This is a genomic window from Vibrio sp. T20, assembly GCF_007858795.1.
Classification (GTDB): Bacteria; Pseudomonadota; Gammaproteobacteria; order Enterobacterales; family Vibrionaceae; genus Vibrio; species Vibrio satsumensis.
This window is the reverse complement of sequence record NZ_VFEB01000045.1, coordinates 77281-95157: the sequence shown is the minus strand read 5'-3', so window position 1 is coordinate 95157 and position 17877 is coordinate 77281. Positions and strand designations below refer to the sequence as shown.

At 44.0% G+C, this 17877-nt stretch carries 14 protein-coding genes; 9 read left to right on the top strand and 5 right to left on the bottom strand.

Going from position 1 to position 17877, the window contains the following annotated elements; genetic code table 11:
• Nucleotides 1-134 precede the first annotated feature (134 nt).
• Nucleotides 135-860: a DUF3581 domain-containing protein gene (locus FTW16_RS02300; protein WP_010438254.1), complete on the top strand. Its 726-nt coding sequence runs from the start codon at nt 135-137 to the stop codon at nt 858-860.
• 133 nt (nt 861-993) lie between these two features.
• Here the strand turns inward: FTW16_RS02300 and FTW16_RS02295 are convergent, their stop codons facing one another.
• The 3 genes from FTW16_RS02295 to FTW16_RS02285 all read right to left on the bottom strand — a co-directional run bounded on the left by FTW16_RS02295 (nt 994) and on the right by FTW16_RS02285 (nt 6359).
• Nucleotides 994-2649 (bottom strand): trypsin-like serine protease, encoded by a 1656-nt coding sequence (locus FTW16_RS02295; protein ID WP_146489899.1) that lies wholly within the window; start codon nt 2647-2649, stop codon nt 994-996.
• Between the two features lie 145 nt (nt 2650-2794).
• A complete protein-coding gene (locus tag FTW16_RS02290; protein WP_146489898.1) occupies nt 2795-3256 on the bottom strand; it encodes a methyltransferase family protein in 462 nt (153 codons plus the stop codon).
• Nucleotides 3257-3323: 67 nt separating this feature from the next.
• The gene (locus FTW16_RS02285; protein ID WP_146489897.1) at nt 3324-6359 is read right to left on the bottom strand and encodes an FAD-binding and (Fe-S)-binding domain-containing protein; all 3036 of its coding nucleotides are present in this window, start codon (nt 6357-6359) and stop codon (nt 3324-3326) included.
• A 222-nt stretch (nt 6360-6581) separates the two neighbouring features.
• Between FTW16_RS02285 and FTW16_RS02280 the strand changes: the two genes are divergently transcribed.
• The 7 genes from FTW16_RS02280 to FTW16_RS02250 all read left to right on the top strand — a co-directional run bounded on the left by FTW16_RS02280 (nt 6582) and on the right by FTW16_RS02250 (nt 12744).
• Complete coding sequence (locus tag FTW16_RS02280; RefSeq protein ID WP_019821868.1) at nt 6582-7265, top strand: DUF3334 family protein; 684 nt, start codon at nt 6582-6584, stop codon at nt 7263-7265.
• Between the two features lie 209 nt (nt 7266-7474).
• Complete coding sequence (locus tag FTW16_RS02275; protein ID WP_123961915.1) at nt 7475-8164, top strand: DUF2786 domain-containing protein; 690 nt, start codon at nt 7475-7477, stop codon at nt 8162-8164.
• Between the two features lie 113 nt (nt 8165-8277).
• Nucleotides 8278-8943 (top strand): OmpA family protein, encoded by a 666-nt coding sequence (locus tag FTW16_RS02270; RefSeq protein WP_019821864.1) that lies wholly within the window; start codon nt 8278-8280, stop codon nt 8941-8943.
• 157 nt (nt 8944-9100) lie between these two features.
• Nucleotides 9101-10201, top strand: coding sequence for a tetratricopeptide repeat protein (locus FTW16_RS02265; RefSeq protein WP_146489896.1), 1101 nt, complete (start codon nt 9101-9103; stop codon nt 10199-10201).
• Nucleotides 10202-10366: 165 nt separating this feature from the next.
• A complete protein-coding gene (locus FTW16_RS02260) occupies nt 10367-10555 on the top strand; it encodes a hypothetical protein (protein WP_004733419.1) in 189 nt (62 codons plus the stop codon).
• 400 nt (nt 10556-10955) lie between these two features.
• The gene (locus FTW16_RS02255) at nt 10956-11363 is read left to right on the top strand and encodes a SulA-like leucine-rich domain-containing protein (RefSeq protein ID WP_146489895.1); all 408 of its coding nucleotides are present in this window, start codon (nt 10956-10958) and stop codon (nt 11361-11363) included.
• 277 nt (nt 11364-11640) lie between these two features.
• A complete protein-coding gene (locus FTW16_RS02250) occupies nt 11641-12744 on the top strand; it encodes a phosphoribosylaminoimidazolesuccinocarboxamide synthase (RefSeq protein WP_146489894.1) in 1104 nt (367 codons plus the stop codon).
• Between the two features lie 148 nt (nt 12745-12892).
• Here the strand turns inward: FTW16_RS02250 and FTW16_RS02245 are convergent, their stop codons facing one another.
• Both FTW16_RS02245 and FTW16_RS02240 read right to left on the bottom strand, forming a co-directional pair.
• Complete coding sequence (locus FTW16_RS02245) at nt 12893-13270, bottom strand: hypothetical protein (protein WP_019821854.1); 378 nt, start codon at nt 13268-13270, stop codon at nt 12893-12895.
• Between the two features lie 203 nt (nt 13271-13473).
• A complete protein-coding gene (locus FTW16_RS02240; RefSeq protein ID WP_146489893.1) occupies nt 13474-15852 on the bottom strand; it encodes a helicase-related protein in 2379 nt (792 codons plus the stop codon).
• A gap of 184 nt (nt 15853-16036) precedes the next feature.
• Here FTW16_RS02240 and FTW16_RS02235 point away from each other — a divergent pair, with 184 nt between their 5' ends.
• Nucleotides 16037-17725, top strand: coding sequence for an NAD-dependent malic enzyme (locus FTW16_RS02235; protein ID WP_060982468.1), 1689 nt, complete (start codon nt 16037-16039; stop codon nt 17723-17725).
• The last annotated feature ends 152 nt before the right edge of the window (nt 17726-17877 follow it).

Here is a 17877-nt window from a genome sequence, read left to right as displayed (position 1 = left end):
CCTTAAAACCCCCACATACCATCCAACGTATTTATCTAATCGGTTGATATATAAGAAAAGTTAACTGGATAGACCATTAGAGCGAAGTTAGTTAGCTATAATCCACCCCAGATTTGATGACTAATAGCGATACTATGTTTCTGACACCTTACTTTTCTACTGAAGACAATCAATTTCAATTCACTCGTGAACAGGCTAGCCACTTTGCTAAAAAAGTAGCCGCTGACTTCAACCCAATTCACGATGAAGACAACAAGCGCTTCTGCGTGCCTGGCGACCTTTTGTTTGCAGTCCTTCTGCAGAAAGAAGGCATCAGCCAAAAAATGCGTTTTGATTTTTCAGGTATGGTTGGTAACGGTATTGCGCTAAGCGTTGACAACAAATGTGAGAAAGAAAGCTCACTGGTTGACGAGAAAGGCAAAGAGTACCTACACATGTCTTGTGAAGGTGAAAAGAGCCACGACCAAGCGTTCATCGAGCACGTAGTAACAAACTACGTTAAGTTCTCTGGCATGAACTTCCCACACATCATGGTTCCTCTTATGGAAGAACAACAGATGATGATCAACTGCCAACGTCCTCTTGTGATTTACGAGAGCATGGAAGTTGAATTTACTCGCCTAGACCTGTCTCACCCAGAAGTTGAATTCTCTGGCGCAACTTTTGATGTTGAAGGCAAGCGTGGCATCGTGACTCTGAACTTCGACTTCAAAGAAGACGGCGAAGTAGTCGGTAAAGGCGTGAAGCGCATGGTAGCAAGTGGTCTTAAGCCATACGACCAAGCTTCTGTAGACGACCTAGTAAACCGCTTCAACGAGCGTAAAGAGATGTTTCTAGCTCAGTTCGCAGCCGCCGCTTAATCAGCATCCTTATTTACACATCTCGATGTAAATAAGCTCTAGAGTAAGATCAATAAAGCCCAGCTTGATATCCTCAAGCTGGGCTTTTTCATTCTTAACAATAGACCATGGTTTAAATGACAGTCACAGGTCTTTACTGACTACCTTCCCTCTTAAATAACGAAAATGACTTACGTCTCATCGCGCCGCCTAAAAGCATCACCAGCCAATACCAACCTAGTGAACCACCTGTCTTTTTGATGATTGGGTCTTCCGTTAAGCTTAACTCTTTAATCTCATCGGTATAAGCAAAGTTCTTAATGGTCACTCTGTCATGCCCTGCAGCCCCCACCTCATCTTTGCTGTACGCAATCATAAAACTATTGTCTTTAGCTCTCGCCATTGGCAATTCAACAGTCCCAGATAGTTGCCCCGCAAACGCGCCGACTTCAAAGCCGTTAATATAGATCTCCATATAGTCATGTTCTTCTTCAGAAAATACGGTTAGATCCAAAGACACAGTACCAGTTGGGATACCTTCAACAATGAATGCGGTGGATTGACCATTGCCGATATCCGGTGAAGCTATCGTATTCCCTTCAACATCCCAAGCTTCGGTGCTGTATACACCATTTTTAGGTAGAGTGACGAGCACGTTCACCGTGTCAGAAACCTCATTCGCGCCAATAGCATATGCCTTTGACGTCACCACATCGACTAGTGAGTCGGTCGAAAGCTTGACACCAAAACCATGGTTACCCACTGAGTCTATGTTGTAGCTTACAGCCACTTCACAACTCTCATTCGGCGATAGCGTCATACAACTATTGCTCTTTATGATTGCACTGCCATTGTAAGTTATGGGATCGTTTGTACCGACAGCTAAAGATACGTTGGTTACATTAATCTCTTGATCTGATTTGTTCGTAAATTCAAACTTGTGTTCAAGTAGGCCCAAAGGTTGAGCGCCTAACATCACTTTAGTTTGGTAACTAAAACCTGCCGTCTTCTTATCAATCCAGTCAGCAAAGTGGCTTATGTTGGTGTATACGCCGAATGCATTTGGCTGTGCACAACCTTCCCCCCAACTCACAAGACCTAGCTGTTCGTAGTTACCATTGGTGTATAACATGATTGGGCCACCGCTATCTCCATTACATGAGTCACGACCACCTTCTTTGTAACCAGCACAAAAAGCATCAGAGCCAATATCTGAATATCCATCTCCTTGACCAAGGTTACATTCACGCTGACTAACCAAGGGAACATTCACTTGATTCAACTTACTCGTCGATGAGTATTGCTCTTCTGATGAATTCTGGTCACCCCACCCTATGACCGTTAGCATCTGACCTGCATTCAAATTATCACGGACATGACCATCGACAAGGTTGACCGCAGACTTCGTGGGCCTGTCACTAAGCTCAATAATGGCAATGTCATTGCTCGCAGGCTCTTGAGTATAATTTTCATGGGTATAAATTTGCTCAACAGAATAGCGGTGCTGCTCTACGTCGGGCGAAGAAAGATCAGAGACACCAATGACAACCTCAAAATCTTGGTTACTGCTTGCTTCGATACAGTGTGCTGCTGTAAGTACATATCGCTCACCAATGAAACTTGCGCCGCAGAACTGCCCTTCGTAGGCGTCCATATTTTTTGAAACAAGCGCGACCATGAATGGCCAACTACCTTTTGTCGCTTCGTTACCGTTGATAATTTGAGGAGAGATATCTGCCAACACCGGCATTGAAGAGAGGCCAACCGCATAAATACTTAGTGGCAACCATTTTGTCTGGATAACTTTCATTACCTAACCTTTCATTTGTTTTAATAATGACGGGCAGGTTATTTGATAAAAAATAAATATAAAAGGTAAGCACACCAAAATATGGCTTACCTTGAAAACGTAACGGATATTAGTGGTTGGTTAACTCATTACCCCACAGAAAAAATCACACCCAACGTCTAACCTTTTGTTTGTAATCAACATATTCCGCACCGAACAATTGCTCTAGTGCTCGCTCTTCTGGTTTGATTTGGAAGTAATTCATGTAGATTACGAAGCCAAAGCTGAGTAGTACACTGAAGATATTCTGGAAGAAGTAACCAAAGCTGAACAGTAGGATGAATAGTCCTAGATACATTGGGTTTCGCGTGTAGCCAAAAATCCCGCTATCGACGACGGTAGAAGCTGTCTCGACCTTAATAGGATTAACGGTAGTTTTCTGTTTTCGAAATTCCCAAACACCAGCCAATCCAATAACGCCGCTCAAAACTATTCCGACACCAAGAATGATGAACTTAAACGGCAATCCTACTGCCCCTGTATTCAACTGTTGAGCGCTGAAGTAAGAGGCGACTAAGACCAATATAAAAAGAGCAACCGGGGGGACTTTTAATTCAAGAAATCTCATAGCTTTCCTTATTAACAATTCCATTGTTAGTTTAGAAAAAAGCCCAGCAATTGCTGGGCTAAATGTATTAAAGAATTTTGGCTAGCGCCTGTAATGGGTGGGCAAGCTTCTCACCCTCAAAACGCTTCACTTGGCTTCGGCATGAATATCCTGTCACTAAGCAACGCTCTTTCGGTAAGTCTTGCATCCTTGGCTTCCAACTTAGACCGTATATGTCTTTCGACATTTGTAGCTTATCGACTTCGTGACCAAAAGTACCCGCCATACCACAACAGCCGACAGGAACACTGGTTAACGCAGCACCAAAGTGTTTAAAGATTGCGCCCCACTCTTTTTCAGCGTTTGGCATCTTGGTCTTCTCAGTACAGTGAGCGAACAAGTACCACATCTCTTCACTTGATGAGCGCGCTTCGAATTCACCCAACGATGGCATTAACCATTCATGCACCGTGAGCACATCAAAGTCGCCACGTTTGTCACCTAAGATCTCGACATATTCATCGCGATAACAAAGTACTAACGCCGGATCAACACCCACTAAAGGAATGCCGATGTCAGCTACCATCGACAAGAAATCAGAAGTCGATTTCGCCTCACGTGCAAAACGATTTAAGAAACCCTTGATGTGCAGCGCTTTACCATTCGGTTTGAACGGCAGTAGTACTGGTGTTTTGCCAAGCTTTTGAGCCAGAGTGACGAAGTCTTCAATCACCTCTGCATCATAGAAGCTGGTAAACGGGTCTTGAACGATCAACACATGCTGTTTCTTCTGTTCAGAAGACAAGCCTTCTAAATACTGTAAGTCGAAGAGTTGCAGCTCTTTACTTGACAGACGATTTTTTAGCGTCGGCACCGACATCAGTGGTGCATCAACATAACCAATCGTTTTAGCCGTTGCGGTTTGGATCCACTTTTGACCCAATGCTGCGTTCACCACTTTCGGCGCTTTCGCCATCAATGGCAGCATGGTCTCGATATTAGCCACCAAGTAATCTTTCGCAGGACGTTGGTAGCGTGAGTAATAGATATTTAAGAATCGTGAACGGAAACTCGGCACATCAACTTTGATCGGACACTGGCTCGCACATGCTTTACATGCAAGACAACCGTTCATCGCTTCATGGACTTCATGCGAGAAATCGTACTCATGGCGTTTGTTCATCGTGTTGCGAACACGCTCAACCATGGTTTTAACGGGTGTGTTGTCTTTCAACGCTTCTTGTTCAAGGTCGAGAATATCTACACCCTGTTCAGTCAGTTGGCGCAACCATTCTCGAACCAAGCCTGCGCGGCCTTTCGGTGAATGACGTCGGTCAGCCGTAACTTTCATTGAAGGACACATTGGCGAGCTCGTATCGTAATTGAAACACAAGCCGTTACCGTTACATTCCATCGCTTGCTTGAAGCTGTCACGAACTTGTACGTCGATCTGACGATCGTAGAAACCACGCTTAGTATCAGTGACCTTCACCAATTCAGCGTCACTTTCTAAGGGCGTACAGATCTTGCCAGGGTTCATTTTGTTGTGCGGGTCGAATGCCGCTTTAACACGTCTTAATTCGGTAAATAGCTCTTCACCAAAGAAGTCTGGTCCATACTCAGAACGGAAGCCTTTACCGTGTTCACCCCACATTAAGCCACCATATTTCGCCACCAACTTAACCACTTCATCAGAGACCTCATGCATCAAGGCTTCTTGCATCGGGTCACACAAATCTAATGCTGGACGAACGTGCAAAACGCCAGCATCAACGTGACCAAACATGCCGTAGTTCAACTTTTTTGAATCAAGCAGGACTCTAAACTCAGCGATGAAGTCAGCCAAGTTTTCAGGGGGGACACAAGTATCTTCCGCAAAAGCGACTGGCTTAGCTCGGCCTTTCGCCGCACCTAATAAACCCACCGCTTTCTTACGCATGTTGTAGATTCGGCCAATGCTCGCCAAGTCGCTACACACTTGGAAGCCAATCACGCCCGCTTCTTCGCTTTCAACCATGGTTTCAAGGCGCGCAGTCAGCGCTTGAACTTGCTGTTCAACTTCCGCTTCATCTTGACCTGCAAACTCAACCATGTTGATGCCAAGCATCTCTTTGTTCGGTACATCGGTCAGCAGGTCGCTCACGGTGTGCCAAACAATGTCTTGCTTCGCTAAGTTCAATACTCTTGAATCCACCGTTTCAACAGACAGCGCTTTAGCTTCTACCATGAACGGCGCATTACGCAGCGCAGAATCAAACGTGTTGTATTTGACGTTGACCAGTGTGCGCGCTTTTGGAATCTTGGTTAAGTTTAACTTTGCTTCTGTAATGAATGCTAACGAGCCTTCAGCGCCACATAGAACGCGAGTCAGGTCAAAGCTATCGTCTTGTTCACTTATCGCGTTCTTTAGGTCATAGCCTGTTAAGAAGCGGTTCAGCGAAGGGAATTTATCTAAGATTTGAGCGCGCTTGTCTCGACAAACCGCCTCAGTCACCGCAAGTGCATGGTGAGCGAATTCACCCTCAACGGGTAAGCCATGTGATAAATCAGATTCTAGACATGAACCATCTGCGAACACCGCTTGCAGCGACAATACATGGTCTGACGTTTTACCGTACTTCAATGACCCTTGACCCGAAGCATCGGTATTGATCATGCCGCCTAAAGTTGCTCGGTTACTGGTAGAAAGGTCTGGAGAGAAAAAGTAACCATAAGGGCGAACTGCATCATTCAATTGATCTTTAACGACACCAGACTGAACTCTTACCCAGCCTTCTTTCTCGTTAATCTCAAGAACCTTATTCATGTATCTTGATAGGTCAACCACGACACCTTTTGTTAAAGATTGTCCGTTGGTTCCCGTACCACCACCGCGAGGGGAGAAAGTCACACGTTCGTAAGCGGATTTAGAAACCACTTTACCGATAAGCACAACGTCTTGCGTTGTTTTAGGAAGGATGACCGCCTGCGGCAATTGCTGATAGACACTGTTATCAGTCGCCACAGCCAAACGGCTAGAATATTGAGATTCAATGTCGCCAGTAAAGCCCGCTGTTTTTAGTTCATCTAAAAAGCGTACGACAACTGGATCGACATCAGCATTGAGTTGAAGTCTTGGTAACATTTGCTTCCTGCCCCTACTTCGCTGATCCTATCAGCATTGGGTTATCTGAGATTTTTAATAATTTTCTTTGAATTTCGTCACTTTACTACTATTAAGATCATATAAAAAGGTGATCAAATCAGAATCTCAGTGCAAGAATGGAGAAATAGTCACTTTCGTCTTAATTCAGTAGTAATATACTGAATAACATTTTGTTTAAGACATCTCCACGAGCACATCACAATGAAAAAAAACAAAACAGTCACAACTGAAGATATCCTTCTTAAACTATGCCAATCAGTCTCAAGCGTACTTACTTCAGCGACGGCTTCTCAGGTGTCCTATTCAGCCATGGTTCAAAAGATCAACAAGACAAGCTTAAAGCCAGACTTTGGTTGCTTCGTTCTGTTTGACGGCGGTTTTTCTGGTCTTGTTGTTATCAATTTTACGTCGAAAGCAGCGCTAGAGATCTACACCAATTACATGCGCAATATGGGCATGCCTGAAAACGAACTCGCTGTACTTCATACTTCAGACGAAGTAGGTGATGTATTAGGTGAATTGATGAACCAATTGGTTGGTGACTTCACCAATAAGATCCGTAAAGAGCTACAAACTAACATCACACAAAACCAACCGAAGATGCTTGCGCTGAACAAGCAAGTGAACTTGTCTGTTGATACCAACCTAGATCGCCCACAAGCTCGCCGTGTGACCTTCTCTACTGCAAATAACAACATCTTCTATCTTGAGCTTGCAATGGATAAGACAGAGTTCATCCAGTTGGAAGAATTTGAAATCGCAGAAGACGAATGCCCGGATAGCATTCTTGAAGCAACTCAGAAAAAAATGCAAGAATCAAACAAGCCAGCACAAAGCTCAGGCAACGATTCTGCAGCAGATCTACTCGATGAACTGGGTATCTAGCGTGCTAATGCTCTAGTCACTCTAAAAAATCAAGTCACTAACGCCATCAATGCTCTTGATGGCGTTTTTGTTTGTGTAACCAAGTTGGATCATGCAGTCCAATGTTCACCGCCTCACTTATTCATCAAATCAGTTTTGCCTTTCTGTTACCCGCGAAAACATGTAAAATGTTGGACTTTTAAAAATTTGCGGTACTGATTAAATTGTCGATGGATAAGAAAAAAGCCCTAAAGAAAATTGCCAAGTGTCTTGAGCTTGGAAATTCTGCGAACGTCAATGAAGCTGCCAATGCGATAAAAATGGCGCATAACTTGATGCTGAAATATGGTCTCGAAAAAGACGATATTGAATTTATCAAGATGGGGAAAACTCAGTCCAGTCACCTGTTACCTGCAAATATCAGTTCTACACTGCTGCGTGTTATTCGCGGTATCAACACCAAGTTTGGCGTAGAAGCCGTGTTACTGAATCACAAAGGCCTTAAGCGTGTTGAGTTCATTGGTGAAGCCGATCGCGCTATCTTCGCAGCCTTTGCGTTCGATATTATTTATCGCGAACTGAATGAGCACACTGGCCAATTCAGAAATAGCTTTGCTGGCTCAGGCACAGGATCCTTAGAAGTGACACGTCGCGTTAACTCGTTTGTTTCAGGTTGGGTAGAAGGTGCGCTTGAAAAGCTGCCAACCATCACTCCAGACGACGAATCAAACAACAAGATCAATAACTACATTGATAAAGAATTCAAAAATATAGACCGCGAAACGTTCAAGCAACAACTCAAAGAAGCGATGAAAAACCTTACTGCTGATTATGAAGTTGGTTTGAAGAAAGGTCGTAAATTGTCTGTTAATCGACCGGTTGGCGGCACCCAGGCAGCTAAAAAGATAACTAAATCATAGAGCCACTTTACATTGCTTCAGCGTATTGATAAAAACCATCAATAAGATTTACAGGACTATGTTTGTCATTCACATTCATTCGTTTGACAGAAGTACATGATGGAGAAAATACGTTGAAGAAAATCACACTAGCCCTAGCACTTACTGTCGCTCTAACGGGTTGTCAGGCAACTCAACGCCAAAACGCGACAACTGGCGAATCTGAGACTAACTCTGCAACTCAAGGCGCTCTAATTGGTGCACTCGCTGGTGCCGTTGCTGGTGCTGCAACTGGTGACTCTAAAGACCGTGGTAAACGTGCACTTATCGGCGCAGCAGGTGGTGCGGCTGTTGGTGGTGGTATTGGTTACTACTTTGACCGACAAGAAGCAGCCCTTCGTGAAGAGCTAATGAATTCAGGCGTTCAAGTTGAACGCGTCGGTGAGAACCAACTTCTACTTCGCCTAGAAAACGGCATCGGTTTTGATTCTGGCTCTTACGCTTTGGAATCAAGCATTCACAACACCCTTCGCGGCGTTGCTCGCATCCTCGTTGAATACCCAGACACTAGCCTAGTGATTGAAGGTCACACTGACAGCACTGGTAGCGAATCGACGAACCAAATCCTTTCTGAGCGTCGTGCTGAATCTGTTCGCGCATTCTTGATCTCTCAAGACGTTGCAGCAGGTCGTGCTATTGCTCGTGGTAACGGTGAACGTTACCCTCTATGTGACAACAATACCTCTCAAGGTCGTGCTTGCAACCGTCGCGTAGAAATTCAAATCTTGCCGCTTAAGTAGCACGATTAAAGCCCAGTCCGTCTTTATCTATTGAATTAACCTCTATATAGTTGTTCATCAGTTATGTTACTCAATTAATGTAATACTAATAACCAACAACCATAAAGCGTATTCATACTGACATATCGACTCTGGGCTTTTTTACGAGACTTATCTTTTGCTTATCCTATCCAACTTTTTGTCATCGTCACTGCTTAGAACTCTATTTCTAGCCCTCACCTTTTCCACGATACCGTTGGCCACACCACATTTCGTGCACGCTGCAAGTAGTGACGAGCTTTCGCTAGAATCACAACCTCAAGATCCCATTTCTCAATACCAATTAGCTCAAGCTTATGAATCGGGTGTTGACGTCCCTCTTAGCACCAGTGATGCATTATATTGGTACACGCAATCAGCAGAAAGCGGTAACCCAAACGCGCAATTTAGACTGGGCGAATGGTACTTGGCAGGAACTGGTGTTGAACAAAGTAATAAGCTTGCTTTGGAATGGTTTATTAAAGCAGCATTGCAAGGTAACCAGCGCGCGCCTATCGAAGTCGCAAAGATCTACGAATCCTCGCTAGAACAAGACCTCCTTCAACCGCTAGATGAAGCGCAGCTATGGTATGAAGCAGCCTTAAAAGATAATCCACAAGCAGAAGTGGGTTACAACCGTATTTTGGAAGCGCAATTCAATCAGCAACGTGCAAAGCAGATCTCTTCGATTGAGAAGCTCAACGACAACGTCAAAACTGAAACCAGCGCGAATCAAGGGCTATCTAATCAACAGGGAGCAAGCACTCTCCCTTCGCCTCTGCCATACGAAGAGCAGGCGACACGTTCCAACCTAACGTATTCAGACTATCTGATTGGCACAGCCTTGACCGTGTTGATTTCAATTATCAGCATCATTGCTACTCTCGTTATCTTAAGAAAAAGACAAGCTCTAAAGTCAGGTGATTCGCGACAGCAACAACAATCACTTGAAGCGCAGCTTAGCTCGAAGGACCATACGATTAAGCAGCAAAAACGCCAGCTGCACACTATGTTCCACGAATTGAAGAAGCAGAAAAACAGTAAAGGTCTGAGTAATTTGCAGGTGGCCTGCGCGCTATTTGGCTACACACCTAGCTCAATCCCTGACCAAAAAAGCATCAAGATCCGATACAAACAGCTATCAAAGATCTACCATCCAGATGGTCACGGATGTGACGAAGAAATGAAACGTTTGAACAATGCGCTAAAAACCATTTTACAAAATGTTACAAAACCGTAAACAAATACACATCTTCATTTTTCTAGATCTCAAAGATATCGATTTTATTGGTGTTGCAATCGATCCCCCTCTCAAAAACGGGTAACAAACTATTAACTAATGGGTCTTACTTGTGTCATAATTTGCGCCGAAAATACACCTGACTTAAACAGGTGAGGAGAGAATATGTTCACAATAGAAGGCGTTTGTGATTGGTGCAAAAAGCCAAGCCTAGTTAAAAAGCACGACTACCTAGATGGTAAGTGTCATCATGCATGTAAAGAGTGCAATGATATTGCAACCATTGATGTTCGCCAGTTCAATATTGGTGAAATGGAAATGAGAGCAAAACTCTCCCAAGCGACATTGAGATAAGCAACACCGTGAAATATAAGAAAGCGCCTAAGGCGCTTTTTTTGTGCCTGTGGTTTTAGATCTTCTATCTCTATCTCTATCTCTATCTCTATCTCTATCTCTATCTCTATCTCTATCTCTATCTCTATCTCTATCTCTATCTCTATCTCTATACAGGTGTATACAGTACTTTTCTGTCAAAACCACTGTATACACCTGTATAAAGCTCACATTTTTTTCAACTTATGAGACAAAATAGCAAATTCATTCAAATTTAATTTATCAAATTATTTCAATGACTTAATTGCGTTTCATTCATAATCTCAGACGAAATCGTCCAATAATCCCGCAAAAAACGCTTGATCTTATAAGCAACTAAAACTACTGTATACACATACAGCATGTATATAAGGACAGCAAAATGATTCAAGCACACGTTAAAGCACAACACTCTAGCCCGCTAGTTCACTGCGTATTTACATCAGTTTCTCGTAAAAGCAAAAATTCAAACGAGGAAGCGTTGTTTGCAAGAATGGCGTTGCTGTCCAATCAACATCAGTGGTTACTGTTTACAGCTCAAACACCAAGACCATCGGCAAAGCAGCTTAAGCAACATAATGTTTGCTGTGACCGCGTTATTCATATGAAAGCCTCTCACCAGATGACGGAAGTTGAAACGGTCGAGAAAGCCATCCGCTCTAAGAATGCGAGTGCGATTGTTGCAAGTGCATCGATTGATCAGTTCAGCCAACAGTACCTAAGAACATTAGGGTTACGTTTTCAATGTGAAGTCTTCTTTATGGATGCAAATTCAGAGCGTATTCACTAAGCTACCTTGCTTAGCCTTTTAGCTAACAAACATAGCTTAACCTTTGAGCTCACAAAACATAGCTCCAAAACACAGTCCAAATATACTGCCTTCCCCTGCCCTATAATTCGCCCATTTTTTAGCGGATTGTTAGGCGGGGGTTTTTATTTAAACAATAGATTTAGCAATCGTTTGCTTTTTCTCTGGAAGCAAATAGTAGATTGAGTATAATGCCCGTCTAATCATGTGCACATTGCACTTCTCTGTATGACGTTTGATAAAAGATAGGAATGTCTAAATGAGCCTCGCTGATCAAGTTCTTGCCGTAAATGATGACCTCCCAATCCGCACTGATAAACCTGTCCACAGTGGCAAGGTTCGTTCGGTTTACTGGTTAACTGAAGAAGATAGCCAACGACTAATTAAAGAGAAAGGCTACGATGTAGCACCAGATGCACCTTTAGCAATCATGGTGATCAGTGATCGTATCTCTGCATTTGATTGTATCTGGCGTGGTGAAGGGAATCTGAAAGGTGTTCCAGGTAAGGGAGCGGCTCTGAACGCTATCTCTAACCACTGGTTCAAATTGTTTAAAGACAACGGACTTGCTGACAGTCATATTCTTGATATCCCTCACCCGTTCGTATGGATTGTACAAAAAGCTCGCCCAGTGATGATTGAAGCGATTTGTCGTCAATACATCACAGGTTCTATGTGGCGTGCTTACGCAAATGGCGAGCGTGAATTTTGTGGTATCGAGATGCCTGAAGGCCTTGAGAAAGACAAAAAGTTGCCTGAGCTACTGATCACGCCTTCAACAAAAGGGATTTTGAAAGGCATTCCTGGCGTTCCAGAAGCTGATGATGTGAACATCACACGTAGCAACATCGAAGACAACTTCGCAGCCTTCAACTTTACTCAAGCAAGTGACATCGCGCATTACGAAAAACTTCTTAAAGAAGGCTTCAACGTAATCAGCCAAGCGCTAGCAAAAGTAGACCAAACCTTCGTTGATACCAAATTTGAGTTCGGTTACGTCAACGATGCTAAAGGCAAAGAAAAACTTATCTACATGGACGAAGTTGGTACTCCAGATTCATCTCGCATTTGGGATACTCAGGAATACAACAACGGCAACATCGTTGAGAATTCAAAAGAAGGCTTCCGTCAGTTCTTGCTTAACTACTTCCCTGATGCCGACATTCTTTTGAACAAAGAACGCATGCCAGAACGTGAAGCATTGGCTCGTGACAATGAACTGCCTCTTGATTCGCTAATGTCTCTGTCTCGCACTTACCTTGATATCGCAGCGAAAATCACAGGTGCGGAGATCGTACTGAGCGAAAATCCTAAGCAAGAGATCATTGATGTACTGCGCGCTGACTATGGTCTAATCGACTAGTCGCTTAATTGCTTAATCTCAAAATAAAAAGCTAGAAAGCTAATAAGCTCGTAAACACAGATTTTAGATACTAAAAGGGCCTCAACATTGAGGCCCTTTTCACGTGTACGTTTTACTATTCCTGAGAGAGGTTATCGGCGAACTGAAGTTACAGCCTAATAGTGAACTCTTCTCCTGAATTACCCGCAATCACTAAATGACTGCGCGATTCAATATACTCGATCTGCTCTTCTTCAAGAGAATATGGCATCACCACTTTGAGCTCATTGATTCCTTCCAGCTTCGCGAGCTTGAGTAAGGTCACAATGTTCGACTCATCACTTTTACGCGTCGACATCGATTTCAATGCCATCTGCCATAAACGATCTTCAGGGCTTGCTAGCTCTTTAATGCTATCTCGCCAGACGGTACTAAACACTGGCGCAATTGTGGTGAGTGCTTCCAGAAAAGTCCATTTTTTACTGCATGAGGCGCCAAGAAATGTTGTGTAATCGAACTCTACACGCGTCTCTTCCTGTTTATCCATGATGTCCCCCGACACTTTGGCAACACAATATACTCAATATCTATCAACTCTTTCTTTATAGCAATAGGATATAGAAGAATAGTCTTTTATGACCTTTTGATTGGTTAAAAAGGCATATAAAAATCAAACTTGTAACAAAATAAGCACTGAAAAATCATATATGCACCTATTTGATTAATATTTTAGAGATAAAACTTATCCATCTATTTGATATCAATTATTCGGCTCGCTTTTTTGTACTGAATACGCCAGCCTGACCATGTCGGCAGCTCCCAACGTTTTGGCGATAACTTTCGACTACCCGATTGATAGTGAACGTAAATCAGCTTTCTCGCAGGCAAGTATTCTACATCGAGTTGCAAGTCGGCAAGGCTCAATGCAAACGGATATTTCTCCGAAAATTCTGAATAGAACCAAGTTGGAATACCATCGAACGGTATGTCTGCGTGGTCAAACATTTCCAATTCGCTGACATCAGTAACACCTAACACTTCAAGCTGCTCTATAAACCATAGCTCAAAGTTAATGTTCTCAATTTCTGGTGTGTATTGTGTTTGCTCATCGAGACCGAGTTTCACATACAGTTGCCAGTGTTTGATTTCTTGAGTGCGAACCTTTGCAAAACCGGGAAGCTGAACCCCACTTAACACAAGGTCGACGATAGGCTTCAATGATAGTTGCCCTTCAGCCACGACGAGCTTGGTTGTAATTGTACGGCCTGCATACATCAACGCCATCTCGGTAAAAACGCCATCGTCATTTACTACTGTTTCGCCTTGCTCCCACTCTCCTAGCTGAGCATCAACTATAAGCTCAAGAGGAATGGGGGCCGTGACCGTCGCTAAGGTCAGCGTCTGCTTAACACCTCTTCCCGGCAAGCTGTGGGTATCAAGCACCAACATCGCTTGTGCATTGTCTGGGAAACGGTTCTGACGACCAAGTACTACCTCTAACGCTCCATTGGCAAAGGCTTCTTTCCTTTTCAGTCGGCGCACAAACACCAATTCAGGATGCAGATTTACAATAGTCTTAAGCAGTTCAATGCGCTGGAAACGTGACGCGACTTCTAACTGAGGAAGTTCAAACACCTCACGCATTTGCTTCGCCAATCCTTGTGCTTCATTCAGTGCTTGTTGATCTATTTCTAGATTCGGATATTCGCGACCACGCACAATCTGAATCAACAGGCATAAATCACACCCTTCTTTCTCCTGTTGCGCGAGCGCTTCCAGATGTTCTGCATTGCTCGGTAATTGATACAAGCGAGCCGGAACGGATAACGCCGCTGTGAGATCGACCATCGCTTCTTTTAATGCTTTGGTTTTGATTCGAGTAACGATATCGGCATACAAAGCGTCAATCGGCAACGGATACAGCTTTTTGCCATGCTCGGTAATTTGATGGTTGCCGTTAATTGCTTCCATCGTCAGCAAGGTTTGAGTTGCGCTATTTAGCGACTTCTCAGGAATAGGATCGAGGAAAGACAAACTCTCAAGCGGAGATCCACAACATGCCGCGGCCAACATAGGCTCGGTCAGCTCTTCACGCTGCAATTCAGGCGGTGTGACTAACTCTAACGCCGCATGCTCACCATATAGACGCACACAAACGCCGTCCATGACCCTACCCGCGCGGCCAGCTCGTTGTTTGGCACTGGCTCGTGATATGGATTTAAGCATCAGAGTTGTTCTGCCATTACGCTGAACAGTGCGCCTTTCTAATCCTGAATCTATCACCACACCGATGTCAGGAATGGTTAATGAGGTTTCTGCAACGTTGGTCGCAAGAATGACCTTTCTCAAACCATTACCTACAGTATCGATATTCCGACCCGATAACGCTAAATCTCGCTCTTTATCACTGACCGACGCATGCAATTTAATGACTTGGATATCTGGATTTTTCGCTAAGGCTTGTTCGCATTGCACAATCTCTTTTTTACCCGGCAGAAAAACCAACATATCGCCGAAAGACGCAATTAATTGATGATTCACTTCTTCCGCGATGCGCTGCTCTAGATGTCGGATATCAGGCAGAGTTCTGGATTCATTCGCTCTGTGTTCAATCTCAACTTGATAAGTTCGGCCTTCACAACTGATTCGATTCGCATCCAAATAATAAGCAAGGCGTTCACCCTCAATGGTTGCTGATGTGATCACCAAACGGTGACTCGCTTTTTGTTTCAGAATCGCCACCAGCAAGTCGATGTCCCAGCGTCTCTCATGAAACTCATCCACCACGATCACGTCAAAGCTAGCGAGCCCATCTTCTGACAGCCAACGCAGCGCGATACCAGGCGTCACAAAAACAACGTCAGTTTGCTCGTTGTACTCAGACTCAAGCTTAATCGCATAGCCCACTTTGCTCCCAAGCTTCTCGCCCGATTGTTGTGCGAGATATTTAGCCAGTGATGTACACGCGATGCGTCTTGGTTCCACCACCAACACTCGCCCATGTTGGGAAGCCCAAATTGGCAATCGCGTAGATTTACCCGATCCGGTTTCAGCCTCTACGACAAGGTGAGAATTAACGATTTGTTCGTGGAATACATTTTGATAAGCATCGATGGGAAGTAATGACATAAAAAAGGAGCGTCGCGAAAAAGTGTGAGCAAAGTATAACGAATTATCGTGTTGAAATTCGATAAGTGTGGGACAGAGGTAAGAATATCATTTTGTTTGCTCAGATCGCGGAGAAACTATTTACAATTGAATAACTAAACCGTTATCATTTTTCAGTTACCCTTTCTCCCATATTAGGCATCCAATGAACAACGATAAACGCCCTCTATATATCCCTTATGCTGGTCCTGCTCTACTAAGTACACCTCTTCTAAACAAAGGCAGCGCATTCTCTGCTGAAGAACGCAGTTCTTTCAACCTTGAAGGCTTGTTACCGGAAACAACCGAAACAATCCAAGAGCAAGTAGGACGTGCATACAAACAATATTGTAACTTCGAAAGTGATATGGATAAGCATATCTACCTTCGCAACATCCAAGACACTAATGAAACGCTTTTTTATCGTTTAGTTCAAAACCACATCTCTGAAATGATGCCTATCATTTACACGCCAACGGTTGGCGCAGCATGTGAGAACTTCTCAAATATTTACCGTCGTGGTCGTGGTCTGTTTATTTCATACCCGAACCGCGATCGTATCGATGATCTACTGAATAATGCGACAAACCACAACGTTAAAGTTATCGTGGTTACGGATGGTGAGCGCATTCTTGGTTTGGGAGACCAAGGCATCGGTGGCATGGGTATTCCAATTGGTAAGCTAGCACTTTACACAGCGTGTGGCGGCATCAGCCCAGCTTACATGCTACCAATCGTGCTCGATGTGGGTACTAACAACCCTCAACGTCTTGCTGATCCAATGTACATGGGCTGGCGTCACCCTCGTATCACAGGTGCTGACTACGATGCATTCGTTGAAGAGTTCATCCAAGCGGTTCAACGCCGTTGGCCTGATGCATTAGTTCAGTTCGAAGATTTCGCACAAAAGAACGCAATGCCACTGCTTGAGCGTTACAAAGATCGCATCTGTTGTTTCAACGATGACATCCAAGGCACAGCTGCCGTAACGGTTGGCTCTCTACTTGCAGCATGTAAAGCAGCAAACAGCAAACTGTCAGATCAGCGTATTACCTTCTTAGGTGCCGGTTCTGCAGGTTGTGGTATTGCTGAAGCTATCATTGCTCAAATGGTGTCTGAAGGTATCAGCGATGCACAAGCTCGCTCTCAAGTTTACATGGTTGACCGTTGGGGTCTGCTACAGGAAGGCATGCAAAACCTGCTTGATTTCCAACAGCGTCTGGTTCAAACCAACGAAAACACCAAAGACTGGGAAAGCGACGGCACTGGTTTCTCTCTACTAGACGTTGTTCGCCACGCGAAACCAACAGTATTGGTTGGTGTATCTGGTGCTCCAGGTCTATTCAGCAAAGAAGTCATCAAAGAGATGAACCTGCACTGTGAACGCCCTATCGTGTTCCCACTGTCGAACCCAACAAGCCGTGTTGAAGCAACACCAAACGACATTATTCGTTGGACTGATGGCCAAGCACTTGTTGCGACAGGTAGCCCATTTGAGCCAGTAGTTCACAACGGCACGACTTACCCAATTGCTCAGTGTAACAACAGCTACATCTTCCCAGGTATTGGCCTTGGTGTATTGGCTGTGAATGCTTCACGTATCACTGACGAAATGCTAATGGAATCAAGCCGTGCACTTGCTACGTGTTCTCCACTCGCTATCAATGGTTCGGGCGCTCTACTTCCACCACTAGAAGAGATCCACACCGTATCTAAGAAGATTGCTTTTGCTGTTGGTAAGAAAGCGATTGAGCAAGGTGTTGCTCTAGAGATCACTGAAGAAGCATTACAACAAGCGATTGACCAGCACTTCTGGCAACCAGTTTACCGTCGCTACAAGCGCACGGCATTCTAATAAAGCGTGCTGTACTTTAAATAAAGCGTACTGCGCTTGGAATAAAGAGCGTTAATTCCTCTTCTAAGAGCCTCTGCTATTGCAGGGGCTTTTTTCTTTACACTGTCTTGTCTTTTTAACTGATTTTTCTCATTTTTATTTGGTATTATCGA